The organism is Streptomyces sp. NPDC048650 (assembly GCF_043199095.1).
Taxonomy (GTDB): domain Bacteria; phylum Actinomycetota; class Actinomycetes; order Streptomycetales; family Streptomycetaceae; genus Streptomyces.
This window is the reverse complement of sequence record NZ_JBICVM010000004.1, coordinates 563,847-588,900: the sequence shown is the minus strand read 5'-3', so window position 1 is coordinate 588,900 and position 25,054 is coordinate 563,847. Positions and strand designations below refer to the sequence as shown.

Below are 25,054 nucleotides of genomic sequence, written 5' to 3'. Positions count from 1 at the left end.
GCCGGACCCCGCCGCCCGGCCTCACCCGGCCGCGTTCCCCGCGAGGAGCCGGTACCACTCCTCCAGCCGGTCGGCCACGGCCGCCAGCGAGAACTCCTCCTCGACGGCCGTCCGGCCCGCGCGGACGACCCCCTCCCGGAGCTGCCGGTCCTCCAGCAGCCGCAGCACCGCGTCGGCCAGCTGTTCCGGGGAACCGTCGGTGACCAGGGCGGCCTCGCGCCGCCGCAGCGTGGCGGCGATGCCGCAGCTGTCCGTGCAGACCACCGGGGTGCCCACCGCCAGGGACTCCAGCACGCTCATCGGGAACGGCTCGTCGACGCTGGGCAGGACGTACACCCCGGCCCGGGCCGTCCGCCGCACCGCGGCACCGTGCTCCAGCGCGCCGCCGTAGGTCACCACCCCGTCGAGCCCCTCCTCGGCGATCAGCCGGCGGACCTCGGGGAGGCGGCCCTCGTCCGAACCGTGCAGGGTGAACGTCGCGTCCGGCCGTTTGCGGTGCACCAGCGCCGCCATCCGCACGAACGCCTCGGGGCGCTTGCGCTCCTGCAGGCGTGCCAGGAAGAGCACGTCCGCCGGGCCGCGCTCCGCCTCGGCCGGCCGTGTGCGGATTCCGTTGGGGAGTCTGACCAGGCGCGGCCCGCCGGGCCCGAGCACCTTCCGCAGCCCGCTCTCCTCCGCGTCGGTCAGCACCAGTGCGGCGGCGGCCCGGCGCAGCAGCGGGACGTGGACCAGGTCGAAGACCCTGGCCACCGCCGAGCTGCGGGGCTGGACCATGCCGTGTGTCTGCACCAGGAACGGCCGGCGGCGCAGCGCGGCCACCGCGAGCGCGGCCAGCGAGACCAGATCGCGCCCGGCGTGCAGATGCAGCACGTCGGCCCCACCCGTCCGCCGCCAGAGTGTGGCGAGCAGTCGCGGATGGAACAGGCCCAGGAACCCCTGCCCCGGCACCAGGGTGCGGGCGCGGTGAGCCCGCAGCCGGACCCCGTCCACGGCCCGCGGGGGTGCGCTCCGCCCCCGCCACAGCGATATCAGCTCGACGTCGTGGCCCCGCGAGGCCAGTTCGCCCAGCTGCCCGGTCGCCACGCTCACCGGACCGCCGTACGCCCCGTCGTCGCTGACCAGGGTGACGACATGGGTGATCCTCATCGGGCACCCCCGGCGGTGTGGACGGCCCCCGGGGGCACGTCCCGGTGGGCGACCGCGCCGGCGCCGACCACGGCGTCCGCGCCCACGGTGACGCCGCGCAGCACCACGGCGCGGGCGGCGACCCACGAGCCGGGCTCCAGCCGGATCGGCGCGTTGTCGAACTCGAAGGTGGGCGAGCGCCGTTGGTGGCTTCCGGTGCAGAGCACGGCGCCCTGGGAGACGCAGACGTCACGGGCGATGCTGATCGGCTCCAGATTGATCAGCCAGGCGTCCTCGCCCACCCAGACGTCGTCGCCGACCGTCAGCTTCCAGGGCCACTGCACCCGCACCCGGTGCCGGATGAGCACCCGCTTCCCGACGCGGGCGCCGAACGCCCGCAGCACCGCGGGCCGTAGCCGCGGTGGGAACCACCACTTGACGAACAGGACGTTGAGCACGGCGAACCAGGCGGCCTGGGTCAGCAGACCGCGGCCCTTGTCGTAGCCCGCGCCGGTGAACTCGCGCAGCCGGCGGGCCGTGGCACCGGGGGCGGGAGCGGGAGCGTGGGTCATCGGTCCACCCGCACCCGGTGGCCGGAGAGTTCGTCCTCCAGCTGCCGTACGTCGGACTCCACCATGATCCGCGCCAGTTCGTCGAACTGCACCTTCGCCGACCAGTCCAGCAGGCTCTTGGCCTTGGACGGGTCGCCGATGAGGGCGTCCACCTCGCTGGGGCGCTCGTACTTCGGGTCGAAGCGCACCCAGCGCTCCCAGTCGAGCCCGACGCTGTCGAAGGCGGCCCGCAGGAAGTCCCGTACGGTCGCGGCCACTCCGGTGGCCACCACGTAGTCGTCGGGCTCGTCGCGCTGGAGCATCAGCCACATCGCCTCCACGTACTCCGGCGCGTAGCCCCAGTCGCGCACGGCGTCGAGGTTGCCGAGGTAGAGGTGCTTCTGCAGGCCCGCCTGGATGCGTGCCACCGCGCGGGTGATCTTGCGGGTGACGAAGGTCTCACCGCGCCGCGGGCTCTCGTGGTTGAAGAGGATGCCGTTGACGCCGAACAGGCCATACGCCTCGCGGTAGTTGACCGTGGACCAGTACGCCATCACCTTGGCGCAGCCGTACGGGCTGCGCGGGTGGAAGGGCGTCGCCTCGTTCTGCGGCGGCGGGGTGGCGCCGAACATCTCGGAGGACGACGCCTGATAGAGCCGGGTCCGCACGCCGCTGGCGCGGATGGCCTCCAGCAGCCGCAGGGCCCCCAGTCCGGTCACGTCGCCGGTGTAGAGCGGCGCGTCGAAGGAGACCCGGACGTGGGACTGGGCGCCGAGGTTGTAGACCTCGTCGGGCTGGGTGTCGCGCAGCAGGTTCACCAGGGCGACCCCGTCGGACAGGTCGACGTGGTGCAGCACCAGCCGCCGGTCCGGTGTGTGCGGGTCCTGGTAGATGTGGTCGATGCGCTCGGTGTTGAAGCTCGACGAGCGTCTTATGAGCCCGTGCACCTCATAGCCCTTGCTCAGCAGCAATTCGGCCAGATACGAGCCGTCCTGACCGGTGATACCGGTGATGACCGCGGTTTTCGGCATGGCTTCCCCCCACGAGAAGTTGATGTGCATCGGGATCGATCCGCAGTGGATCGGTGCAGGCCCCGCTCCGATGGACCGCCGCGGGGCGTGGACGCTACCCGCTCGGCGACAGGCGGTCGAGAGCGAAGTGCGACAGATATTTCCGGAAATAGCCGGTGGGCGTATCGGATTCACTGCCACAATCCGCCCCATGACTGACTTGCTGCCCACACCCGCTCGCGTCTTCGTCGCGGGCCACCGCGGCCTGGTGGGATCCGCCGTGGCCCGGCGGCTGACCGCCCAGGGCTACGACGTCCTGACCCGGACCCGGGCCGAACTCGACCTGCGCGACGCCGAGGCCACCGCGGCACACTTCGCCGAGGCCCGGCCCGACGCCGTCGTCATGGCGGCGGCCAGAGTCGGGGGAATCATGGCCAACAGCACGTACCCCGTGCAGTTCCTCGAGGACAACCTGACGATCCAGCTCAGCGTCATCGCCGGTGCGCACCACGCCGGGGTGCGCCGCCTGCTGTTCCTCGGATCGAGCTGCATCTACCCCCGGCACGCCGCCCAGCCCATCTCCGAAGACGCCCTGCTGACCGGCCCGTTGGAGCCCACCAACGAGGCGTACGCGATAGCCAAGATCGCCGGTCTGATCCAGGTCCGGTCCTACCGCCGGCAGTACGGTGCCTCCTTCGTCTCCGCCATGCCGACGAACCTCTACGGTCCCGGCGACAACTTCGACCTGGAGACCTCGCACGTCCTGCCCGCCCTCATCCGGCGCTTCCACGAGGCGAAGGAGAACGGCCTGCCGGAGCTCACCCTCTGGGGCACCGGGACCCCGCGGCGCGAGTTCCTGCACGTCGACGACCTGGCCGCGGCGTGCGAGGTGCTGCTGCGCCGCTACGACGGCGACGACGCGGTCAACGTGGGCTGCGGCGAGGACCTGACCATCGCCGAACTCGCCACCTGCGTCGCCGCCGCGGTGGGCTACGAGGGACGGATCGCCTTCGACCCGTCCCGCCCCGACGGCACCCCCCGCAAGCTGCTCGACACCGGCAGGATCCGTGCCCTGGGCTGGGCGCCGGCCGTGCCGCTCGCCGAGGGCATCGCCCGGACCTACCGGGCCTGGCGCGCGGAGCCGGCGCCGGTGTGAGTCCGCCGGGCCCGCTGGCCGCGGGCGGTGGCCGCCCCCGGCCGGGGCCCCGCCGCCCGCACCCCCTGCCCGGGCCCGGTCAGTACGCACCGCGCCCGTCCACCACGGCGCGCACGGTGCGCATCAGCACACCGATGTCGTGGGCGTAGGACCAGTTGTCCACGTAGCTCAGATCCAGTGCGACGGTCTCGTCCCAGGAGAGGTCGGAGCGTCCGCTGACCTGCCACAGCCCGGTCAGCCCCGGTTTGACCGACAGCCGGCGGACCTCGGTGCCGTCGTACCGCTCCACCTCCTCGGGCAGCGGCGGCCGCGGGCCCACCAGGGACATGTGGCCGGCCAGGACGTTGAACAGCTGCGGCAGTTCGTCCAACGAGAAGCGGCGCAGGAGTCGGCCCACCCGGGTCACCCGGGGATCCCGCCGCATCTTGAACATCGCCCCGTCGTGCTCGTTCGCCGACTCCAGGGCGGCCCGCATACGGTCGGCGGTGACCACCATCGTGCGGAACTTCCACATCCGGAACGGCATGAGGTCCCGCCCTATCCGGACCTGCCAGTAGAACACCGGGCCGTTGGAGGAGAGCCGTATCGCCGCGGCCACCACGGCGAACACGGGCGCGAGCAGGATGAGCAGAGCCGCCGCCCCCAGCCGGTCCGTGGCCTGCTTCAGCAGCACCGGAAAGCCCCGCCGGGCCGCCGGCTCAATGTGCATCACCGTCAGACCGGCCGCCTTCGCCAGCCGGACGCGGTGCTGCGACACATCGATCAGGCCGGGGAGTATGGCCAGATCCCGCCCGCCGTCGTGCAGCGCCCAGGCCAGCCGGCGTACCCGCCCCGGGGACATCCGCAGCCCCGGGGCCACGAAGACCAGATCGGCGTCGAGCTCGGCCGCACACCGCAGGACGGTCTCCCCGTCCGGCGCGCCTCCCAGGGGGTCGTCACCGGACGCGAGCCGGGCCGGAACGGGCAGCGCCGAGTCGGTGGGTTCCTCCCCGACCAGACAGCTGCCGACGACGACGTATTCATGATCGGTGCGGTGCGCCAGCTCCCGGAGCACACCGTCGACGGCGCCCGCCTCCCCGACGAGCAGCACGCGGCGCAGGGCCTGGGCGCGCCGGCGGGCGGCCAGCAGATACCGGTGCACGACTCTGCGCCGGACCACCGTCACCGCCAGGCAGGGCACCAGGGCGAGCACACAGACCGCGGTGGACATCTCCATCCGGGCGGTGACGCAGACGACGGCCAGCACACCCAGCATGGTCAGCCAGTCGCGCAGGACCGGCAACACCGCGCCGCGGCCCGCCAGTTCATCGCGGGTGTAACGATTCTTGGCTGCCCCCACGACCAGCCAGGACGCCCCGGCCAGGACGCCCATCAGCAGTGGATGGGGCTGCCGGGCCGCGGCACACAGCGCACCGACCGGCACCGAGGCGCCCAGCGCGTCCGTGGCCAGGGCCACCTGTAAGAGCCCGCGCGCGGCCGAGCGGCGTCTTCCTTCCTCCGTGTCGTGCTCCGGCGAACCGTGCACCTTGGCTGTCCCGGCAGGTGACGCAAGCACCCGTGATCCGGCAGCTTCGAACAACCCCATGGCCCCCCACTTGGTCGTCCCCTCTTCCGGCGCGGTCGGCCCCCCGGCACACAACCGCCTCCGTGTGGTCGTGAACGCTAGAGCACGGTGCGCTCGACTGCTGCGCTTTACCTATTTTGAGTGTTCTTGTGTCCGATTGTTTACAAGTGGCCGAACATCCGAACCGGTTCCGCTCATCGGCGGGCCGACGGGCAGGGACACCGGGATGCGGGCCGAGGGCGACGCTCGACGGCGGAACGGCGGCCTTCTAGCCTGTGACGTGGGGCGTGCGCGGAACGCCCCGGCGCACCCGCCTGCCGGAGCGACGGATCCTTCCGTCCGGCACGCGGCGTGGTGGGCCGAGGCGAACGGAGCGAGGGGAAGGCGCGATGACGACAACGGCCCGGGCGACCGTGCAGCACGAGGACGAGCGGGTGCGCGTCATGCGCTGGGACTTCGAACCGGGCGACAGCACCGGCCGTCATGTGCACGCGCACGACTACGTCGTGGTGCCGCTGGCCGACGGCCGGATCGAGGCGCGCACCCCCGACGGCGCGGTGGCCGCTTCACAGCTGCGGGCCGGCGAGTCCTACGCGCGGCCGGCCGGTGTCGAACACGAGGTCGTCAACGTCGGCGTGGCGTGGCTGGCCTTCGTCGAGATCGAGCTGAAGGAGACCGCGGCATAGCGGTGCGTCACCGGGGCGGTGCCCCCACCGCCCCGGACGGTCCGCCTGGCGAGAGGGCGGCATGCCCGCTTCGGACCGTCCGTCGCCACAGCCCGGCCGCTGATTGCGGCCGACGTCCGATTCAGGCCACTCTTGCGTTATGACGAACGTGAGACTCGAGGCGTGGATCGGCGGAGAATGGCTGGAGGTGGGCGCCGTGAGCGTCACCGTGGAGGACTCCGCGCTGACGCTCTCCTTCGAACCCCAGCGGAGTGAGTCCGGATACCGGAGCCTCATCTGGGAGCCGCTGGAGAACTTTCTGCGGGAGTACCGCGAGGAGCCGCTCGTGGTGGTGCCGGTGGGCCGCAATCTGCCGGTGATGTTCGGCCCCGGAGCCGCCGGACCGTTCCGGCTGCACGAGACCGCACACGACTGACCGCCGCCCATCGGCCCGCCCGCCCGCGCGGCGCGGCAGCCGTGACTCCTGATACGGCGCCCGCCCCCGGCGCGAGCGGGCCCGCCGCGCGCCGTCAGTGATCTCCAAATCCCTTGCACTGAACGGTAGTTCGCATCAATTCGCACGACCATGCGGGCGTGCCCACTCAAGGAGGTAGCGAGGGGTAGCGAAACCTCGAAGTGGGTTCGAACCCCACCCCGGCAACAACTAGCGTGCGTGCTCCGCGAAGTGCCAACGGCCGATCCGGAGGGCGCCGATGCCTACCGCACTCCCCCAGGGGACCCAGCCGTCCCCGGAGGTACAGAGGTCCCCAGGAGCACACGGCTCCTCCGGGGATCAGCGTTCCCCCGGGGGCGTCCCCGTACCCCTGCCCGCACGAAGGCGGGAGCGGGAGGGCGGCCGCCACGGGCGCGCCGCCTTCCCCGAGTCGGCCGCCGATTCGGCGATACGGTCCCGCTTGGTCCGGCTCGCCGCCGTTCCCTGCCTGCTCGTCGCCGTCATCTGTACCGCCGTCGCCGCCTTCGCCGTCCAGGCCGGCGGCGCCCGGCTCACCGGCCGCGAATGGCCGGTGCTGACGGGCGGCATGGGCCTGGTCTGCGTCGTCGTCCTCGCCGCCGGCGCCGCCGCCAACTCCGAGGCCCGCGCCGTGGTGGCGCGCTACGCCCGGCTCCGCGAGGTCTGCGCCCGCAGCCAGTCCGACCTCTACGACCTCCTGGGCCGGGTACGGCGGGGCGAACGGCTCCGCCACCGAGAGCCGGACGGCGGCCCCGCCCCCACCGGCGACACCCTCGACCTGCTCGCCCACGAGGTCACCGCCGCCGGACGGGCCGCCGAGGCCGCCGTCATCGACGCCGTCGCCATCGCCCGCAGCAACGCCTCCGGCAGCGAGCAGAAGGTCGAGGTGTTCGTGAACCTCGCCCGGCGCCTCCAGTCCCTGGTGCACCGCGAGATCCTGCTCCTGGACGAGCTGGAGCACCAGGTCGAGGACCCCGACCTGCTCAAGGGGATCTTCCACGTCGACCACCTGGCCACCCGCACCCGGCGGCACGCCGAGAACCTCGCCGTCCTCGGCGGTGCCATCTCCCGCCGCCAGTGGACCCGCCCGATCTCCATGATCGAGGTACTGCGCTCGGCCATCGCCGAGGTCGAGCAGTACCCCAGGGTCAAGCTCGTTCCCCCGATCGAGGGACATCTGCAGGGCCACGCCGTCGCGGACGTCGTCCACCTGCTCGCCGAGCTCGTCGAGAACGCCTCCATCTACTCCGCCCCGCAGACCCCGATCCTGCTGCGCGCCCAACTGGTCACCGCCGGCCTCGCGGTCGAGGTCGAGGACCGCGGGCTGGGCATGGACGCGGACGAGCTGACGCAGATGAACGCGCTGCTCGCCGACCCCGAACACGTCGATGTCGCCGAGCTGTTGAGCGATGGCCGGATCGGCCTCTTCGTCGTCGCCTCGCTCGCCCGGCGGCACGGCATCGTCGTCCAGCTGCGGAGCAACATCTACGGCGGGGTACAGGCCGTGCTGATCGTGCCCAAGGAACAACTCGGCGACGAACCCACCGAGGGGGCCGAGCAGAACCCGGCGGCCGCCGGGGCCCCGGACCCCGTCCCGTCCCTCGGGCAGGAGGACCACTACGCCTCCCTCCCCGCGTACGACGACCGGCACGTCCCCGACCACCGCAGCCTGGACTCCGGCTCCGCCCCCGGCCTCGCGCTCGACGCCCCTCAGCGGGGCTACGACGACCGGTCGGCCATGCCCCCGGCCCCCTCCGGGCCGGTCCCGCCGGCCACGTCCACCGGCCCCGTGCCCTCGGCAGGCCCCCCGCACCCCCGGCACGACGCCGACCCCGGCCCCGTCCACCTGCCGCCCGCCCCGCCCGCGGACCTGGACAACGGCGCCCGGCCCCGGTTGCCGCGCCGCATCAAGCAGACCCATCTGGTCCCCGAGCTCCGTGGCGACCCGATCCTGCCGTCCGCGGACACCGGCCCCGAACGCGAGCACGACCCGACGCTGATGGCCACCTTCCAGCGCGGCTTCAGCATGGGCGACGACACCTACGCGGCCGGTCTGGCCGCCTACCGCAACCGCGGCTCCGCCGACCCGGGCGGGGACACCGGCAGCCTCGGCGGCAATCAACTGCTCGACGACCGTGACCACCAGGCCCCGACGGCCCGCCCCCGAGGAGACGACCACAATCATGGTGAGTGATGTGCACACGCAGTCGCACAGGCAGCTCGAGGGCCAGCAGCAAGGGGAACTGTCCTGGCTGCTGACCGGGCTCGTGCAGCGCGTCCCGCATACCAGCAGCGCCCTCCTGCTGTCCTCCGACGGCCTGGTGAAGGCCGCCCACGGCTTCGACCCGGACAGCGCCGACCACATGGCGGCCCTGGCCTCCGGCCTCTACTCACTCGCCCGCAGCACCGGATCGCGCTTCGCCCCGGGCGACAAGGTCCTGCAGGTCGCCGTCGAGCTGGAGTCCAGCTTCCTGTTCGTCTCGGCCGCCGGCTCGGGTGCCTGCCTGGCCGTCCTGGCCGGCCGGGACGCCGATGTCGGAGTGCTGTCGTACGAGATGGGGATGCTGGTCAAGAGCGTGCGGCCCTATCTGTCCACCCCCGCGCGCCGGCATACACCGGCCGGCGGTCGCTGACCATGCCGCTACGCCGCAGACGGCGGCATGGCGGCCATGACCCGGCGTGGTACGACGATGCGGCGGGCCGGCTGGTCCGGCCCTACACCATCAGCAACGGCCGGACGCGTCCCACCGCGCACTTCGATCTGCTGACCATGGTCATGGCCACCGGAAGGCGGCCCGCCACCTGCCAGGGGCCGGACTACACACAGGTGCTGGGCCTGTGCGGCGGGCCGGTCTCGGTCGCCGAGATCGCGGCCCACATACACCTCCCCGCTGTGGTCACCAAGGTGCTCCTCGCCGATCTCGTCGACTGCGGGGCGCTCACCGCGCGGGCCCCCGCGGCCGTGTCGACAGGCCCCGCGTCCCGTACCGACCGAGCCCTGCTGGAGGCGGTGCTGAATGGTCTTCGCAAACGACTGTGACCCTCTGACCCCGGGGGATCCCACGCCCGACGCCTTTCCGACCGCGCTCAAGATCCTTGTCGCGGGCGGTTTCGGGGTCGGCAAGACGACCTTCGTCGGAGCGGTGAGCGAGATCGAACCGCTCAGTACGGAGGAACTCCTCACCCAGATCGGCATCGGCACCGACGATCTGGCGGGCATCGAGGACAAGAGCACCACCACGGTCGCCATGGACTTCGGCCGGATCACGCTGAGCTCCGACCACGTCCTGTACCTCTTCGGCACGCCGGGACAGCAGCGCTTCTGGTTCATGTGGGACGAACTGTCCAACGGCGCCCTCGGCGCGGTGATCCTCGCCGACACCCGGCGCCTGGACCAGTGCTTCGCCGCCGTCGACTTCTTCGAGCGGCGCGGCATCCAGTTCATCGTCGCGGTCAACGAGTTCGACGGCGCCTACCACTACGAACCGGACGAGGTCCGGGCCGCCATAGACCTCTCGGCGCACACCCCGGTCGTGGTCTGCGACGCCCGCCAGTGCAGTTCGGCCACCCACGTCCTGGTCTCGCTCGTCGAGCATCTGCTCGCCCCTGCCCTAGCCGCCACCCCGGAGCTGCCATGAATCATTCCGCCCCCCGTAGCCCCTACGTCTCCTATGACCCCACCCGCCGGCTGCTGCTCACACCCGAGGACAACGAGGCCCCGGCGCGCGTCGCCCGGCTGCGCGAACTGGGCATCGGCAGCTCCCCGCTGCCCGCGTTCGACGACTTCGCCCGCAAGCTGGCCAGTACGACGAGGACGCCGTACGCCATGGTCAACTTCATCGACGAGAAGCGGCAGTACTTCGCCGGGCTCTACGCCCCCGACCTGGACCGGGCCGTCGAGTTGGGGCCCGCGCCGCCCAGCGGCCGGCCGGGCCGGGTGATGGCCCGCGACCATGGCTACTGCCCCCATGTCGTGGTCCGGCGCAAGGCCCTGGTCCTGGAGGACGTCTGCGACTATCCGCGGTTCGCGGGCAACCCCGTCGTCGACGAGATCGGCATCCGCTCCTACATGGGCGCGCCGCTGATCGACCGCACGGGTATGACACTGGGCACCGTGTGCGTGGTCGATCTCGAACCCCGCCCCTGGGGGCGGGAGGGGTTGGCGACCATCAAGTCGCTGGCCGCGGAACTCGTCGAGCAGATTCACCGCATGGAGCGCGACCAGCAGCAGTCCGACGCGTCCTGACCGGATGCCCGCGCGACGGGGCCGCGGCTCCCGGCCGTACCGGCCGGTGCCGCGGCCCCGCGCGGTCGCTCACTTCAGCGGCGCGCACCACGAGACGCCCTGCCCCGGCCTCCGGCGCTGGCCCGGCACCGTGGGTGGCGCCGCCTCCTCCGGCCGCTCGGCCGGCTCCAGCCGCAGCAGCTCCGCAAGCCGGCTCGACCACTGGCCCTGCGCCTGCCCCAGGGCGAGCTCGCCCAGGCGCAGCAGCTGGACGTCGGACGTGCCGGCGGGCGCGAACATGTGGTGCGCATCGCGCAGGAACCGCTCCACCGGCCGGTCGGTGAACAGCCCGCACCCGGCATGGATGTCCATCGCGTCGCGCGCCGACTCCAGCGCGGATTCCACGTTGACCAGCTTGGCGTTCATCAGCTCCGCGTCGCACGGCAGCCCCTGGTCCAACAGATGGACGGAGTGGTACGCGGCCAGCCGGGCCAGCAGCAGCCGGGACTGGATGCGCCCCAGCTTGAGCTTGATGTTGCCCAAAGCGGCCAGCGGTTTGCCGTAGCGCTGTCGTTCGGCGCAGAACCGCGAGGTCTCGTCCAGCACCGCCTGATGGATGCCCAGGGACACCGCGGTCAGATTGGGCCGCCCGTACAGGACGCTGGAGGAGTACGCCACGGACAACCCCTCGCCCTCCCGGCCGAGCAGATTTGCCGCCGGCACCCGGCAGTTGTCGAAGAACAGCTCGCCGAAGCTGAAGCCGTGCAGCCCCATGGCGGGTTGCTGCTCCCCGACGCGGAAGCCGGGGCGGTCGGACTCGACGAGGAAGGCGGACAGGCCCTTGGAGCCCTCGCCGGTACGGACCACGACGCCGTGCAGATCGCCGATGTGGCTGTTGCCGACGTAGGTCTTGCGGCCGTTCAGGAGGTAGTCGTCGCCGTCGCGCACCGCGGTGCTCTCCATGCCCAGGACATGGCCGCCGGACTGCGGTTCGGTCACGGCTATGGTCGGCAGGCAGTCGCCGGACGCGATGGCCGGCAGCCAGGTCTTCTTCTGTTCCTCGCTGCCGAAGTGGACGATCTTCGCCACGCCCAGCTGGGACGCCTGCACCATGGCGCCCATCGCCCCGCTCACCCGCGAGAGCTCCTCGATGACCAGGGTCTTGGCCAGGTGCCCGGCGCCCATCCCGCCGTACGCGCGGTGGATGGTCGCGCCGATCCACCCCTGGCGGGCGATCAGGCGCGAGAGGTCGTGGCAGACGGAACGGCTCGCCTCCATCTCGGCGATCCGGGGCCGGACCTCGCGCTCGGCGAAGTCCCGCACCCGCTGCCGGAGTGCCTCATGTCGCTGGTCGGTGAAGTAGCGATGCAAGACGAGCCCTCCTCCGCGAACCTTCCCGCGCCGGTCGCACCCTGCCTCGGACGGCACTGGCGGTGCCGTCGCCCTCGTCGTTCCGGAACGTGTTCTGTCGCTTACCGCGTGCAATACCCGTTGGCATACCTACTGCGGGCCGTACAAAACATCAACTGATGGCATTTGGGCGGAGAGTTGAAGTGCGAAGTATCTCCGCACCACCCCCCTCCGGGAAGGGCGGTGGCGCGGTTCCGCGTCGCCCGGGAACCGCGCCACCCCACGCCTCCCCGTGGGCCCTCCCGGTTCAGTGCCGGGTGTCGCAGCAGGATTCGCGGCGCTGTTGCCGGCCCACCTCCAGCCAGTCGACCGCCGTCCGTGCCGCCCGGTCGGCGGGCGCGGCGGGCGCGGGGAAGGAGCCGACCAGTTCCCGGCGTTCGAAGAGCCGCCCGCCCCGCAGCACCGCCGCGATCCGCACCAACGAGGCGAAGTCGGTGAACGGGTCACCGTCCACCACGGTCAGGTCGCCGAGCTTCCCGACCTCCAGCGTCCCCAGGTCGCGCTCCGCGCCGAACACCTTCGCGGGCAGTGCGGTCGCGGACCGCAGGGTCCGGCTCACGCTCAGCCCGCCCTGGTGCAGCGCCCGCAGGCCCAGGTGCAGGGACAGCCCGACCGGCGACAGCGGCTGGTCCGTCCCCAGTGCCACCAGCCCGCCGCCGTCCAGCACCCGCCGGTAGACGGCGACTTCGGTCCGGATGTCGGCCAGCTGCACCTCGGTCGGTCGGTGCCCCGCGTTCTCCCGGACGAACGCGGCGTCCCAGGGCGGCATCAAGGTGCCCACCCGGTCGTCGTCCGCCAGCGAGGGGTCGGCGCCGAGCAGCGCGGCCGACGAGAACGGGGTCGCGACGAGGTGGAAGCCGCCGCCGGTGTAGATCGCCTCGACGTCCCCGTAGACGTGCGCCGAACCGGACACGGCGTGCCCGAACTCCAGCCGCTGGGTCGCCTGCAGATGTGTCGTCAGGTCCTGCCCCAGCTGCACGCCGGGACTCAGCAGATGGCTGCCGGCCCGGACCCCGAGCCGCTGGTGCGCGAAGCGCGCGGCCTCCGCCATCACCCAGCCCGGCGCCCGGACGTAGGTCTTGACGAAGTCCCAGTCCAGCGCCGCACCCCGCGCCAGGGATCGGCGCAGCCCCGCCCGAGTGCGGTGCGCGCGCCCCATGCTGTACGCCACCCGCCCGCCGTCCAGCAGCTCCCCGCAGGTCAGTAGCCGCGGCCCGGCGAGCGCACCGGCCGCCACCGCCTCCCGGATGCGGGCCTGCTCGTACGAGAAGCCGCCGCACGACACCGCGGTGGTGATCCCGTAGGCCAGCTGCAGTGCGGTCTGCCGCCCGCCGTACGTCGTCTGCCACGGGTGGGTGTGCGCGTCCCAGAGGCCGGGCAGCACGGTGCGCTCCGAGGCGTCCACCCGGCGGGCCGTGCCGGCGCGGGCCGCCCGGTGCGGCTCCAGCGCCGTGATCCGCCCGTCCCGGACGACGACGTCGACGTCCTCGCGGACCTCCTCGCCGGTGCCGTCCCAGAACTTCCCGGCGTGCACGACGGTGTCCCGCGCCCGCGCACGGCGCCGCTCCAGCGAGAGCGGTACGGTCCGCGCGGCTGTACCGTCCACGCCGATCAGCCGCAGCCGGCCGGCCGAGAGATACAGCAGGGTGCCGGAGTCCCCGGACCACGAGGGATGGTCGGCGCTCTCCTCGGTCAGCTGCCGCGGCGCACCGCCTGGGGTGCCGTCCGGCCGCACCGGCAGCACCCACAGCGCGGACTCCGCGATCACCGCCATCCACCGGCCGTCGGGTGACCACACCGGGCCGGAGTCGTAGCGGTCGGCGATCGACACATGCTCGGCGAGCGCGTACAGCCGCCCCTTCCCGGTCGTGGTGTCGATGACCCGGATGACGTTGTAGCCCTCGCGGAACCTCCGGTTGAGGCGATTGCGGTCGCAGTACGCCAGATGGCGGCCGTCGGGTGACCAGCTGGGTCGGCCGGGCAGCCCGCCGCCGCCCATCGGTGCGGCCAGCACCTTCTCCGTCCCGTCCGCCAGGGTCCGCACCACGAGGTTCCCCGACATGTCGAGTGCGGCCAGGCGCCCGCCGTCCGGCGACAACGCCGGCTGCACCCGGCCGCCGGTGGCCAGTACCGTCTCCTCTCCGGAGGCGATCTCGCGGCGGCGCACGGCGAACAGCCCGTCCCGGTCGTCCGCGTAGACCAGGGAACGGCCGTCGCGTGACCAGCTCGGCGCGAGGACGTACCGGGTGGCCGCGGCCCGGACGATCCGGCGCGGCCCGGCGTCACCCGAAGTCGACGCCGTCCAGAGCGAGTTGAGGGCGGCGAAGGCGACCGTGCGGCCGTCGGGGGACAGCGCGGGCAGATGCACCCCGTGCACCGGTCCCGCCGCCGCCCGCTCGAAGCCGTAGTCCTTGACGCGGTAGTCCGGGCGTTCGACGGGGAGCTCGGCCCGGAAGGCGACCGTCTCGGCCCGGTGCGGAGCGTCGACCGGGACGATCCGGAACTGTCCGTCGACCGTCAGCAGCAGGGCGTCCCGTGAGACCCAGCGCGGCGGCACGGGTTCCACATCCCCGCCGGCCTCGACCGGCCTGCCGTCCACCACCAGGGTGCAGGTGGGCCCCGGATAGTCGGTGGTCCGCAGATACGCCAGCCGCCCGGTGGGGGACAGTGCGGGCACCATGACATGGGCGGCGGACTCCTCGGTGTGCTCGGTGCGCACCGGGCCGCCGCCGTCGGCGGGCACCGACGCCACCATGCGGGAGTCCAGCGCGGTGCCGGTGACCGTGCCCCGTACGAAGGTGATCCGGGTGCCGTCCGCGGACCAGCAGGGGTCGAAGTCCTCCCAGGCGCCGTCCTGATGGGGCCCGTCCTGGCCGGGCAGCCCGGTCACCCGCGTCAGTCGCTCGGTCGCCACCTCCAGCACCCAGATCCGGTAGGGGCCGCCCGTCACCGCGTCGCCGCCGCGTTCCGAGGCGAACGCGATCCGGGAGCCGTCGGGGGACCAGGCGGGTCCACGGTCGTCCCAGGGGCCGTCGGTCAGCTGCGTCAGCTCACTGCCGTCGGCGTGCAGCAGCCACAGGTGGAAGCCGCCGCCCCGGTAGGCGCACACGGCGATCCGGCGGCCGTCGGGGGAGTGCACCGGCCGGGTCGGCTCCAGATCGGGCGGGGTCAGGGCCACCGCGGTGCCGCCCACGCGCGGCAGCGACCACAGGACGTTCTGGACCTCGGCCACCAGCCGGTCGCCGGCCGGGGAGAGGGAGGCCGCGCCGTTGGTGGCGGCCGTGAAGGAGAGCGTCGCGCCGGTGCCCTCGGCGCCCTGCGCCCAGGAACCGGGGGCGGCGGCCCCGATCAGCCCCGCCGTGGCGGCCGCCGACGCGGTGCCCTGCAGGAATCTGCGCCGGGACAGCGGCAGCGGTTCGGGTGACAGATCCTCACAACGGTCGGTGGCGTCCAACGGTCCTCCTGTGAAAGGGACTTGCCGCACAGTCGACGGAGCCGGGCCGCCCGATCGTGTCACGCGCCACGGGCACGGGGTAACCGCGCCGCGCGGTCCCCTTGGCGGAGCGTGACCAGGAGGGAGAGAGTGGTCGCGACACTCACCGCCGTCAGGAGATGACGCCATGCAGCAGGACGAGCACCGGGCCGCCGACGGCGCCCGCATCGCCACCTACACCTGGCTCCCGGAGTCCGGTACGCCCCGGGCCCTGCTCCAGATCGCCCACGGCGCCGCCGAGCACGGCAGGCGCTACGCCCGGTTCGCCCGCTTCCTGGCCGGCCACGGCTACGCCGTCATCGCCTCCGACCACCGCGGCCACGGCGCCACCGCGCCCGCCACCGGGGGCCGCGGCGTCGTCGGTGAGGACGCCTGGCGGGCGATGGTCACGGACCTCAAGGGCATCGGCGATCACGCGGCCGCCGCCCACCCCGGCGTCCCGCTGGTCCTGCTCGGCCACAGCATGGGCTCGCTGCTGGCCCGCGACTACGCCCAGGAGTACGGCGCCGACCTCGCCGGCCTGATCCTCTCCGGGACGTTCCGCACGCTGCCCGGACTGGACATCGACGGTGCCGTCGCCGAACTCGACCAGGAGATCGCCGCCCACGGCAGGACCCATCTCTCGCCCTTCATCCCGCGCAACTTCAGCTCCTTCAACGACGCCTTCACCCCGCGCACCGGCTACGAATGGCTCTCCCGCGACGTCGCCGAGGTGGACCTCTATGTCGCCGACGACGACTGCGGCTTCGCGTTCTGCGCGGGCCTGGCGGTCGACTGGGTCCGCGCCATTCGCAAGATGAACGACCCCGCCCACCTCGCCCGCATCCCCCGCGGGCTCCCCGTCCACGTCGCCGTCGGCGAGCTGGACCCCTGTCACCAGGGCCTGACCCTGGTCCACGAGCTCCTGGAGGACTTCCGCTACCTCGGCACCCGCGACCTCACCTGGAAGGCGTACGAGGGCGCCCGCCACGAAATCCTCAACGAGACCAACCGGGACGAGGTCCAGGGCGACCTGCTGGCCTGGCTGGACAAGCACGTCTGACGCGGCGGACTACTGCGCCAGGAACTCGGTGATGTGCTCCCGCAGGCCGCGCGGGTCGAGGCCGTGTGCCGCCAGGTGCTCGTCGATCCGTCCGTAGCGGCGCAGTTCCCGGTGGCCGACGCCCAGCCCCAGGACCCGGTGCGGCCGGTCCTGAAGAGCCTCGTTCGCGAACCGGGTCGAGGTGCCCGCGAGGCACGGCTCGACGATCACCACGTCCGCCGCGTCGGCGGCCCCGACCGTGGCCCGCAGTGTCGCCGCGTCGAAGGGCCGCACGGTCGTGGCGTACAGCACGGTCACCGCCAGCCCTTCGGTCGCCGCGAGGACGGCGTCGAGCATCGGCCCGACCGCCACCACGACCCCCCGGTGGCCTTGTCGCACGGCGTGGAAGCGAGCATCGTCCACCGGCCGCGGCGCCGCGTTGGTCTGCATCGACAGGCGTACGTACACCTTGTCGTCGCCGGCCGCCGCGGCCTGCCGCAGCAGCGCCTCCGCCTCGTCCGGGTGGCCGGGCACCTGCACGGTCCAGCCGTCGAGGGTGTCGAGCAGGGCGATATCGCCGGGTGCCATATGGGTGAAGCCGCCACTGGGCCAGTCGTAGGAGCCGCCGGCGCTGACCAGCACCCCGCCCACACCCTGGTGACCGAAGTCCAGCTTCACCTGCTCGAAGGGGCGCTCCACCAGGAAGCTGGCGAAGGTGTGCAGGATCGGCCGCAGCCCGGTCAGTGCCAGCCCGCCACCCACTCCGACCAGCAGTTGCTCCCTGATGCCGACATTCACCACCCGGTGCGGGTGCCGCCGGGCCGCATCGGCGAAGCCGTCCCTGCCGATCTCGGCGAGAACGACCGCGAGCCGCGGGTCCTCGTCCAGCAGTCGCGAGGTGACCGAGGCGAAACGCTCACGCATGGTGTCCATCGTGGAAGCCCTTTCGGGAGGGGGAGGGGGAGGGGGAGACGCAGAAGCGGTGAGGGAGGGGGCGGGGCGGTCAGGTGGTCTTGGGCTCGACGCGGGCGACCACCGCGTGCGGGCGGCCCGGGTGCGGCGCGCCGAAGGCCGAGTGCAGCGCCTCGTGGTCACGGCCGTCGACGGTGGCGACGGACCAGCCGGCCGCCGCGAAGCGGGCGACGATGCCGCCGGGCCGGGCGTGCGAGGCGGAGGAATTGTCGATGACGACGGTGTGCAGCCGGTCCAGGGCGGTGGCGCCGGCGAAGGCCAGCGCCTCGTGGTTGCTGCCCTCGTCCAGTTCGGCGTCGCCGGTCAGCACCCAGACGGCCGGGGCCGTCCGGCCCTGGGCGCGCAGTCCGAGGGCGGTGCCGACGCCGAGGGGCAGGCCGTGCCCGAGCGAGCCGCTGCCGATCTCCGCGCCGGGCACCAGCTCCCGGTCGGGGTGGTGTCCGAGCGGCGAGTCGTACGAGCCGAAGCCGGAGAGCCAGGCGGTGGGGAAGAAGCCCTTGGCGGCCAGTACCGCGTAGTAGGCCATCGGGCCGTGGCCCTTGGAGAGCAGAAAGCGGTCCCGGCCGGGGTCCGTGACGGTGGCGGGGGAGACCCGCAGCACCCGGTCGTAGAGCACCCAGAGGGTGTCGAGAGTGGACGTGGCGGCAGGGCCGTGCTTCTCGTCGCCCGTCATCAGGCTCATCAGCTGCGGCAGTTGCGCGAAGCCGGGTGCGGTGGTGGTTGCGTGCGTCATACGGAGAGCGTGCAACCTCAAGTTTCCTTGAGGTCAAGCTCCGATGCCGGGGACCGCGCGCCCGCGGTCCCCGGCCGGCGGCATCAGACCTGTCCCGGCTTGAACACGTCCTGCTCGATGAGGATCTTGTCGATCCGGGCCTTGTCGACCCGGTTCGTCACCTCCTCGACCTCCTGCCGGTCTCGTACGCACTTGGCCAGCGTGAACGCCGACGACACCACGAAGACCAGGCCGAGTGCGAGAAACCCGCGCTCCCAGGGCCCGACCGGCAGCTTGATGATCCCGACCATCAGCGCCACCAGCGACAGCCCGAACGAGATCGCGGACTGGACGAAGAACGCCGTGGTGGTCGGCCGCTGAATCGATGGAGTAGTCATGCGCGTAGCGTGGCGGCGCCGTGACACAGGCGCATGAGTACGGATACTCATCTCGGCCGGCCCGCCGGCCCGCCGCCCCGGAACCTGGCAGCGCCCACCCTCTGACATGCGGTATTGTTCTCGTGCGCGGTCGGTCCGGACACTCTCCGGCCGGATCGGGCAACCGGGACGTGGCGCAGCTTGGTAGCGCACTTGACTGGGGGTCAAGGGGTCGCAGGTTCAAATCCTGTCGTCCCGACTGGAGACGGTCGCAGATGAGGGCGGGTTTCGGGGGTATCCGAAACCCGCTCTTGATCATTCTTGGGGACCAGTTGGGGACCGGCGTTCTTGACCGGGGTCAGCGGGTCATGACGATCGGGCTCGGCAGCGAGCGTGGTGCGCGGAGCACGCTGAGGTGTGCGGTGAGCGCCGCCCCGGCGGCCGTGATCTTGTGTACGTCGGGGTGCAGGTAGCGCTGGGGGCGGACAGGACGCGCTGGGCGACGAGCGGGCGGATCTCCTCGACGATGGGAACCTTGCGGGCCCGCTTGCCCTTGGTGCCCTTGTCGGTCAGCCCGCCGGGCGCGGGTGTGGTCTGGCGCCGTACGGTCCAGATCCAGTGGTTGGTGTCGATGTCCCCGACGCGGCAGCCTGAGACCTCGCCGATCCGTGCGGCGGTGCACGCGGCGAAGACGACCACGTCTCCCCAGCCGCGGTACTGGTCGTGGGAGCCGGCAACGAGCGCGTCAGCCAGCGCGACGAGGGTTTCCCAGTCGGGCAGGGCCAGCGCGCGTGGGTCGTGGAGTTCGTCCTCGGCCTGCTTGTAGAGCTTCTGCCAGCCGGTCACCCGGGCGGGGTTGACCTTGATGATGCCGTCGCGGACTGCCTGCTCCATGACGCGGACCAGGACGGCGATGGTGTTCTTCACCGTGGAGCGGCTGTGCTCGTCGGCGATCCAGTTCTGCACGGTGCGGTCGATGACACCATTGGTGATCATCCGCACCGCGAGGTGGCCCAGGGCGGGGATCACGCGCATCCGCCACCCCGACAGGTAGGGGTCCAGCGTTTTCAACTCCAGACCGCGCAGGGCGAGGTCCATGTTCGCTTCGCCGTATTCGGTGAGCTTCATGGTGGCCAGCGACGGGCTCAGGCCGGCCTGTGCGGCCTCGATGATGGCCTGGAGCCATTCCTGGGCCTCTTCTTCGCTGTCCTTTCCCTCGGACAGTGACTGGCGGCGCTTGCTAGTTGGATCGGTCCACCGGACACGTGCCCGATAGGGAGTGGGGCGGTCAGGACGGTATTCGATATCGGTTGAGAGCCGGACACCGGCAGGAACGTTGGTCTTATCGGCCATTAAGCCCCTTGCTCGGGATGGTACGTCGGTGGCGCAGCCATTCCTCGACGTCGAGGGCGCTGTACATGACGACGCGTTCCGAGACCGTGACGAAAGGCGGCCCCTGGGGAGGCTGGGCGGTGCGCCAGCGGCGCAGGGTTGAGACGTCCACTTGCAGGCAGGCAGCGAGGTCGTTGGTTGAATACCAGGTGCTGGTGAGGAGAAGCGCTTGGCTATCAGGCGAGATGGCATGATGGCGAGGAGTTGCAGGGTTCGCTGTGGTCTCCTTATCGCGATGCGGTTCGGCGTTGGCAATGGTTGCTATTAGTTCATTGGGCAAGTGCGGCTATTCCCGGGGGAGTACGGAACACTAGACGGATCTGCGGAAGAGTCCAGAGACGGACAGCACAGTTCGCGAACGGAGAACGCGCGGTAAATTTCCGGCAGGCAGCGGCGACGCGCCTTCGCCAGTGCTTCGATCTGTGGTTGTGCTCGGGTGCGGACGTTGGCGCATTAATCGTCTCCGGAAACGCCGGTTTGGCTAACCGGCGTTTCCGAGCTATGTTGCCGCCGAGTCGGACGGCGGTAGGAGGTCATTGGGATGTTTCACTGCCGTGTCCGTTGACGCAGCCGGAATTCCCAGGGGGCCCACAGGACTCCTGCCGTCGACGGCTGCTCTTTCGCTGCTGCGTAGGGTGAGTGGGGCTGGGAAGGGGCAGGACCGGGAACCTGACGCTGGGCCTGTGAGCCCATTCCCTGCTGGGCCGAGGCCCCGTTGACCGTCAGCTGGAGTGGTGGGATGCCGTCCTGGGGGAGATGTCTCGCCGAGTGGCGTATGTGAGCGGCAAGATCGGCCTGTTACGCCTTGGTGTCGAGCACGAGCGGCTTCGGAGATACCGATGGGGTGCCGAGGGCGGGCGACGCTCTGCGCGGGGCTGCTCGTTCCTGATGCTCAGTTGTCCCGGAAGAGACCGTCGAACGCGGTGACCTGCCGCGATGGGTGATTTATGGACGCTGACCTGCGCGAATGTCCTTTCGGCTGTTTCACGCTCGTGCCGCTTGATGGGGCCGCAAGTCCCAGAAAAGTCCCAGGGGACTCCCACTGCTGACGGGTGCCTTTCGGCTCCATACGGCAGTACGGGCTCGGCGGTGGAGCTTAGATGTCGAGTGACTGGCGCTCGAGCGATGCCTTGCGGGATGGTGGGGTCTGATGATCGACGACGACTCTGCGGTCGCTGGTGGCAGTGAGTCCGCAGTGCCCGCCAACCTTCGGACGCCCTACAGCGAGAGGCCCGTCGCGCGAACCCGGCGGGCGAAGGCTCATGAGCTGATCGAGCGGCTCGTCGCCGAGGGCCGCGTTCGGCTCACCGACCCTGATGACGACGAGGTCGCGGAGTGGCGGCGCGTCGTCAACTACGCGAAACGGCACGCCTGGAACCGGCGGGCAAGCGCATCGAGAAGGTTCCGTACGGTGGGCCGGGGCTGGAGCTGTTTCTTCGGATGGCCCGCATCCCAATGCGCGGAGTCAACGGCCGAAGGAGAGCGGGGATCCGGTTCCTGTTCCTTCACGACTGGGGAACCTTCATCCGATCGTGACCGCGCTCAAAGACGACGAGCGCCGACTCGTCATGCCGTCTGGGCTCCGCCGAAGGTCGCTTCAGCTGCTGCAGGGACTGTCGGCTGAGGCGGTCCGGCGAGGGTACGAGGTGCGGAAGGCCCACTCGTTCTTCCACCCACGCGAGGGCGGAGTGGACATTGCTGTCGACGGCCTCGCTTACACCGTCAGTGTCAGGCAGGAGTTCCCGCAGTCCACGGATCCCGACCGCTCCTCTCGCCTCGTACTGGAGCTCGCTCATGGCCTGGCCGACCGGCCCGGCCGCTGGCGAGATCGGAAGACCCGGACGCTGGAAGAGGCCCTGGGCGCGGTCCTTGGAGAGATCGAGGTACGAGCGGCACAAGACGTTCGGCGCAGGCAGGACGAGCAGCAGGCCATTGTGGAACGCGAAGTTCGCTGGCGAGCGGCTGTGGAGGTGGCGAAAGAACAGGCTGTTCGCGAACAACTTGCCCAGGTACTACGCGAAGAGGCCAGCCGCTGGAAGGAGTCTGCTGCCCTCAGCGCGTACTGCACGGCATTGGAACGTCGTATTGGCGAGCTTCACGGCGTTGCGGACGAGGCGACTCTGAGCCAGTCCCGGCGCTGGCTGGAGTGGGCAAGGGCGTACGTGAGGTCGATCGACCCCTTGAGCGAGCTTCCGAAGGTGCCGGACGCACGCGAACCTACGCCGGAGCAACTCAAGCCATATCTCAGGGGATGGAGCCCTGACGGGCCGGAACGGCGGGGCGGTCGGTGGCGCGCGCATGAGTAGTACGCCGACCTGCTGCCGATGACGCATCATGTGGAGTGCGTTGTGGTGTTGGAGAAGGCGGCTAAGGGCGTCTGACCTGGAGTTTTTCCCGTGCGCGTCATGTGCGGTGTGGGCGTTACGGGCGATACCTTGATGCGTGTTCGACGTACGTGACGCACATCCTGATGGGGCGTCAGGCATCCTGGGGTGCAGGTCAGTATCCCGCGGAGGCCGAATTCTGGGTAAGGAGTCCTTGCAGGAGTTGGCACGTGATGTCGCGTCGTCTTCTGATGCGGGAGTAGCTGAGGCGGGCAGTGCTGTGGGACGCAGGCTTACTCCGCCGAGGATGAGTGGCCCTTTTCGATGTCACGGAGCTCCGAGGCTGGCTCCTTGGGTACGGGTGCGGCCGTTCTTGCCGGTCAGCAAGGGGAGTTCTGGTCAGGGTGGGACTATCGGCAGGGAATCGACGGGGTTCGGCACGGGTGCTGAGCGGGGAGCTCTGAACCTCGCCGAACAAGTTCACCGGCTTGTCGTCAAATAACGAGAACCCCTGATGATTTCTGTGCTGCGAATCGACGTTGATGATCCGGATGTCGACATGGACCATGTTCAACGTTTGCTCTATCGGGGCGAGCCCTTCACTGGCGAAGTAGCCGAAACGGCATTCGCCTGGGCCGCACCGAACGAGATCCGCCGCCGGGCCGAGGGAGGCGGCGAGGCCGCTTTGTGGCTGGTAACGGACCCGGTGTCCGGGCGCGTGCCGGATCCTGGCGGAGCTGACGATCAACGAGGGAAGCACCGGGCAAGGAGTTGTTGATGCACCCGATCGCGTACATGTCCGCCGACGATCCGCTCTTCGGCGCGGTCGGCGTCGTTCTCGACCACGAGACCGGTGTGCTCGTCGTGGACGGGGACGGCGTGCCGCGGGCCGACGTGCGGCGGGCTGCCGGTACGCCCTTGGAGAGCCATGTGCCGATCGGCACGCGCGACCCGGGGCGTCTGACGATGAGCGTCGACGGCACGGCGGTATCCCTGCGGCCCTCCAAGGGGTTCCTGACACGCAGGTCCTACCGGGTGGACGCCGGATCCGGAGCGAAGGGGTACGGTCACCGGCTGGTGCCCGTGTCACTCGGCACCAGCCGGCTGCTGCGGGACGACACGCCCCTCAGCGTCTTCACGTCGACGGGGGATGGGAACGTGACGGCCGAGTGGGAGACGGGCACCGTACCGGGCCCGTACGACGCGTCCGTCGGGTACGCGCTCGCCGCCGCGTTCGGCACCGGAGCCGAGCCGATATGGAAGCTGACCCTGGACGCGGCGCTCGCCATGTGGCCCTGAAGCGGTGGTGCTCAGGTCTGCGCGGGTGGCAGGAGGCGGGAGCAGGTGGAGCGGGCGACGAAGGCGATGCCGTCGTAGTCCTCTGCCGGTACGAGCGGTGCCACGTGGAAGCGGTAGACGAACCGTGGCACGTGGGCACCGAAGCTGCGCTGCGTGTGCGGGGCGCGTAGCCACTGCGCGGCTTCGGGTGAGGGGCCGGCGGCGCGCAGGTCGGCGTAGTAGTCGCCGGGGACGGCGTCCGCGAGCCGCGCTTCGACGGACCGGATTCCCGTGCCGATGCGGTGCCGGAGGGGCGGGCCCTGCGGGTCGGCGCCGCGGCGGGCGCGGAAGGAGCCCTTGCCGAAGAGCAGGGCCAGTGCGTAGTAGCCGTCGCCGTAGCGCTCTCGGAGTCTGCTGCCGAGCGAGGGCACCCCCTCTCCGTACGTGCCCCTCGCGATGTGTCCGTTGTGCGCCCAGACCATGACGCGCGCGTCGGGGCTGTCGTCGACCAGGCGCGCCACGGCCTCGGCCATGTAGCGGTCACGGACGGCGAACACGCTGTTCTCCCCGGAGGGCAGGTCGGGAGAGCACGTCACCAGATCGGCGGCGCGGGTGAGGATCCGCGCGTGCTCCAGGGCCTCGTCCGCGGTGTCCACCGTGGTGTGCCGGGCGAACTCCTCCCGGTGGTCCTCCAGAAAGCCGGCGAGGGCCTCGGCGCGGCGCAGGAGAGCCTGCTCCGGGTCGGGCTGTGAAGCGGGGCGGGCCTGCGCCAGCACCTCCAGTTCGCGCACGTCATCCACCCGCTCGGGCGCCACCCGGCGCAGGAAGGCGGCGACCGCCTCGACCGAGTCGGCGCAGCGCTGGGGATCCGTGCCTACGAAGCGCACCCGCCGACCCTCGGGGAGCCCGCGATTGTGGGCACGCAGCCACTCGACGAGGCCGAGCATCTCCTCGGTGCGCCAGGTCCAGAACCCCAGGCGGGTGAGGAGGCGCGCGGGGTCCCCGGTGCCGTGCCGCACGTACGCGTCCAGGGCGCGGGCGGCGGACGCGCTGGCCTCCATGGCGAAGGTGGTGAAGCCCGCCTCGCGCACCAGGAACTCCACGATCCGGTGCTTGAGCCGGAAGAACTCTCGGGTGCCATGGGTGGATTCGCCCAGACCGACGATCCGTACGTCCCGCAGGGCGTCGCCGAGCGGTTCGAGGTCCTGGTGCGGAGCGCCAGGTGTCAGCGTGCCGAGCGGTCTGGCGTGCTCGGTCAGCCAGCGAGCGATGTCGTCGGGCACTGTGGTGCGTCTCCTCCCTGCGTG

Annotated in this window: 24 protein-coding genes and 1 tRNA gene; 13 read left to right on the top strand and 12 right to left on the bottom strand. The window is 71.3% G+C overall.

Annotated elements, in window-relative coordinates; translation table 11 throughout:
• Positions 1-21: 21 nt before the first annotated feature.
• The 3 genes from ACGFML_RS15035 to gmd are packed head-to-tail and all read right to left on the bottom strand — an operon-like array spanning position 22 to position 2,707.
• Positions 22-1,146 carry a glycosyltransferase gene (locus tag ACGFML_RS15035; protein WP_393543673.1) on the bottom strand — a complete coding sequence of 375 codons (1,125 nt, stop codon included), beginning with the start codon at positions 1,144-1,146 and terminating at the stop codon, positions 22-24.
• On the bottom strand, positions 1,143-1,697 hold the full coding sequence (locus tag ACGFML_RS15030) for a putative colanic acid biosynthesis acetyltransferase (protein WP_393543671.1): 555 nt from the start codon (positions 1,695-1,697) through the stop codon (positions 1,143-1,145). The genes ACGFML_RS15035 and ACGFML_RS15030 overlap by 4 nt, the downstream gene beginning before the upstream one ends.
• Positions 1,694-2,707 carry a GDP-mannose 4,6-dehydratase gene (gene gmd / locus ACGFML_RS15025; protein ID WP_393543669.1) on the bottom strand — a complete coding sequence of 338 codons (1,014 nt, stop codon included), beginning with the start codon at positions 2,705-2,707 and terminating at the stop codon, positions 1,694-1,696. The genes ACGFML_RS15030 and gmd overlap by 4 nt, the downstream gene beginning before the upstream one ends.
• A 190-nt stretch (positions 2,708-2,897) precedes the next feature.
• On the opposite strand from gmd, the gene ACGFML_RS15020 reads away from it, so the two are divergent.
• A complete protein-coding gene (locus ACGFML_RS15020) occupies positions 2,898-3,842 on the top strand; it encodes a GDP-L-fucose synthase family protein (protein ID WP_393543667.1) in 945 nt (314 codons plus the stop codon).
• Between the two features lie 79 nt (positions 3,843-3,921).
• Here ACGFML_RS15020 and ACGFML_RS15015 read toward each other — a convergent pair whose 3' ends face one another.
• A complete protein-coding gene (locus ACGFML_RS15015) occupies positions 3,922-5,427 on the bottom strand; it encodes an exopolysaccharide biosynthesis polyprenyl glycosylphosphotransferase (RefSeq protein WP_393543666.1) in 1,506 nt (501 codons plus the stop codon).
• A gap of 368 nt (positions 5,428-5,795) precedes the next feature.
• On the opposite strand from ACGFML_RS15015, the gene ACGFML_RS15010 reads away from it, so the two are divergent.
• From ACGFML_RS15010 to ACGFML_RS14980, 7 genes are all read left to right on the top strand, one after another.
• A complete protein-coding gene (locus ACGFML_RS15010; protein ID WP_393543664.1) occupies positions 5,796-6,092 on the top strand; it encodes a cupin domain-containing protein in 297 nt (98 codons plus the stop codon).
• Positions 6,093-6,231: 139 nt separating this feature from the next.
• Positions 6,232-6,507: a hypothetical protein gene (locus tag ACGFML_RS15005; RefSeq protein ID WP_393543662.1), complete on the top strand. Its 276-nt coding sequence runs from the start codon at positions 6,232-6,234 to the stop codon at positions 6,505-6,507.
• Between the two features lie 277 nt (positions 6,508-6,784).
• Positions 6,785-8,737 (top strand): sensor histidine kinase, encoded by a 1,953-nt coding sequence (locus ACGFML_RS15000; RefSeq protein ID WP_393543660.1) that lies wholly within the window; start codon positions 6,785-6,787, stop codon positions 8,735-8,737.
• Positions 8,727-9,176, top strand: a complete 450-nt coding sequence (locus ACGFML_RS14995; protein WP_393543659.1) for a roadblock/LC7 domain-containing protein — start codon at positions 8,727-8,729, stop codon at positions 9,174-9,176. The genes ACGFML_RS15000 and ACGFML_RS14995 overlap by 11 nt, the downstream gene beginning before the upstream one ends.
• A 2-nt stretch (positions 9,177-9,178) precedes the next feature.
• Complete coding sequence (locus ACGFML_RS14990) at positions 9,179-9,583, top strand: DUF742 domain-containing protein (RefSeq protein WP_393543658.1); 405 nt, start codon at positions 9,179-9,181, stop codon at positions 9,581-9,583.
• Positions 9,561-10,181 (top strand): ATP/GTP-binding protein, encoded by a 621-nt coding sequence (locus ACGFML_RS14985; protein ID WP_393543657.1) that lies wholly within the window; start codon positions 9,561-9,563, stop codon positions 10,179-10,181. The genes ACGFML_RS14990 and ACGFML_RS14985 overlap by 23 nt, the downstream gene beginning before the upstream one ends.
• The gene (locus ACGFML_RS14980) at positions 10,178-10,789 is read left to right on the top strand and encodes a GAF domain-containing protein (RefSeq protein WP_393543655.1); all 612 of its coding nucleotides are present in this window, start codon (positions 10,178-10,180) and stop codon (positions 10,787-10,789) included. Before ACGFML_RS14985 ends, ACGFML_RS14980 begins: the two co-directional genes overlap by 4 nt.
• Before the next feature lie 69 nt (positions 10,790-10,858).
• On the opposite strand, the gene ACGFML_RS14975 is transcribed toward ACGFML_RS14980, so the two are convergent.
• Both ACGFML_RS14975 and ACGFML_RS14970 read right to left on the bottom strand, forming a co-directional pair.
• Positions 10,859-12,139 (bottom strand): acyl-CoA dehydrogenase family protein, encoded by a 1,281-nt coding sequence (locus ACGFML_RS14975; protein WP_393543653.1) that lies wholly within the window; start codon positions 12,137-12,139, stop codon positions 10,859-10,861.
• A 286-nt stretch (positions 12,140-12,425) separates the two neighbouring features.
• Positions 12,426-15,632, bottom strand: a complete 3,207-nt coding sequence (locus ACGFML_RS14970) for an amidohydrolase family protein (protein WP_393543651.1) — start codon at positions 15,630-15,632, stop codon at positions 12,426-12,428.
• Positions 15,633-15,798: 166 nt separating this feature from the next.
• Between ACGFML_RS14970 and ACGFML_RS14965 the strand changes: the two genes are divergently transcribed.
• A complete protein-coding gene (locus tag ACGFML_RS14965) occupies positions 15,799-16,713 on the top strand; it encodes an alpha/beta fold hydrolase (RefSeq protein ID WP_393543649.1) in 915 nt (304 codons plus the stop codon).
• Positions 16,714-16,722: 9 nt separating this feature from the next.
• Here the strand turns inward: ACGFML_RS14965 and ACGFML_RS14960 are convergent, their stop codons facing one another.
• From ACGFML_RS14960 to ACGFML_RS14950, 3 genes are all read right to left on the bottom strand, one after another.
• The gene (locus ACGFML_RS14960; RefSeq protein ID WP_393543647.1) at positions 16,723-17,625 is read right to left on the bottom strand and encodes a transketolase family protein; all 903 of its coding nucleotides are present in this window, start codon (positions 17,623-17,625) and stop codon (positions 16,723-16,725) included.
• 70 nt (positions 17,626-17,695) lie between these two features.
• On the bottom strand, positions 17,696-18,397 hold the full coding sequence (locus ACGFML_RS14955; RefSeq protein WP_393543645.1) for a transketolase: 702 nt from the start codon (positions 18,395-18,397) through the stop codon (positions 17,696-17,698).
• A gap of 83 nt (positions 18,398-18,480) precedes the next feature.
• A complete protein-coding gene (locus ACGFML_RS14950; RefSeq protein ID WP_393543643.1) occupies positions 18,481-18,774 on the bottom strand; it encodes a YiaA/YiaB family inner membrane protein in 294 nt (97 codons plus the stop codon).
• A gap of 164 nt (positions 18,775-18,938) precedes the next feature.
• Here ACGFML_RS14950 and ACGFML_RS14945 point away from each other — a divergent pair.
• Positions 18,939-19,012: transfer RNA gene (locus tag ACGFML_RS14945), tRNA-Pro, on the top strand.
• A 107-nt stretch (positions 19,013-19,119) separates the two neighbouring features.
• Here ACGFML_RS14945 and xerC read toward each other — a convergent pair.
• The gene (xerC, locus tag ACGFML_RS14940; RefSeq protein ID WP_393543641.1) at positions 19,120-20,106 is read right to left on the bottom strand and encodes a tyrosine recombinase XerC; all 987 of its coding nucleotides are present in this window, start codon (positions 20,104-20,106) and stop codon (positions 19,120-19,122) included.
• The gene (locus ACGFML_RS14935) at positions 20,096-20,425 is read right to left on the bottom strand and encodes a helix-turn-helix transcriptional regulator (protein ID WP_393543640.1); all 330 of its coding nucleotides are present in this window, start codon (positions 20,423-20,425) and stop codon (positions 20,096-20,098) included. Before ACGFML_RS14935 ends, xerC begins: the two co-directional genes overlap by 11 nt.
• A 1,252-nt stretch (positions 20,426-21,677) precedes the next feature.
• On the opposite strand from ACGFML_RS14935, the gene ACGFML_RS14930 reads away from it, so the two are divergent.
• The 3 genes from ACGFML_RS14930 (at position 21,678) to ACGFML_RS14920 (ending at position 23,768) form a co-directional block, all read left to right on the top strand.
• Positions 21,678-22,451, top strand: coding sequence for a hypothetical protein (locus ACGFML_RS14930; RefSeq protein WP_393543638.1), 774 nt, complete (start codon positions 21,678-21,680; stop codon positions 22,449-22,451).
• 532 nt (positions 22,452-22,983) lie between these two features.
• Positions 22,984-23,247 (top strand): hypothetical protein, encoded by a 264-nt coding sequence (locus ACGFML_RS14925; protein ID WP_393543637.1) that lies wholly within the window; start codon positions 22,984-22,986, stop codon positions 23,245-23,247.
• Positions 23,247-23,768 (top strand): hypothetical protein, encoded by a 522-nt coding sequence (locus tag ACGFML_RS14920; RefSeq protein ID WP_393543635.1) that lies wholly within the window; start codon positions 23,247-23,249, stop codon positions 23,766-23,768. The genes ACGFML_RS14925 and ACGFML_RS14920 overlap by 1 nt, the downstream gene beginning before the upstream one ends.
• Before the next feature lie 11 nt (positions 23,769-23,779).
• Here ACGFML_RS14920 and ACGFML_RS14915 read toward each other — a convergent pair whose 3' ends face one another.
• Positions 23,780-25,030, bottom strand: coding sequence for an erythromycin esterase family protein (locus tag ACGFML_RS14915; RefSeq protein ID WP_393543633.1), 1,251 nt, complete (start codon positions 25,028-25,030; stop codon positions 23,780-23,782).
• Positions 25,031-25,054: the final 24 nt, after the last annotated feature.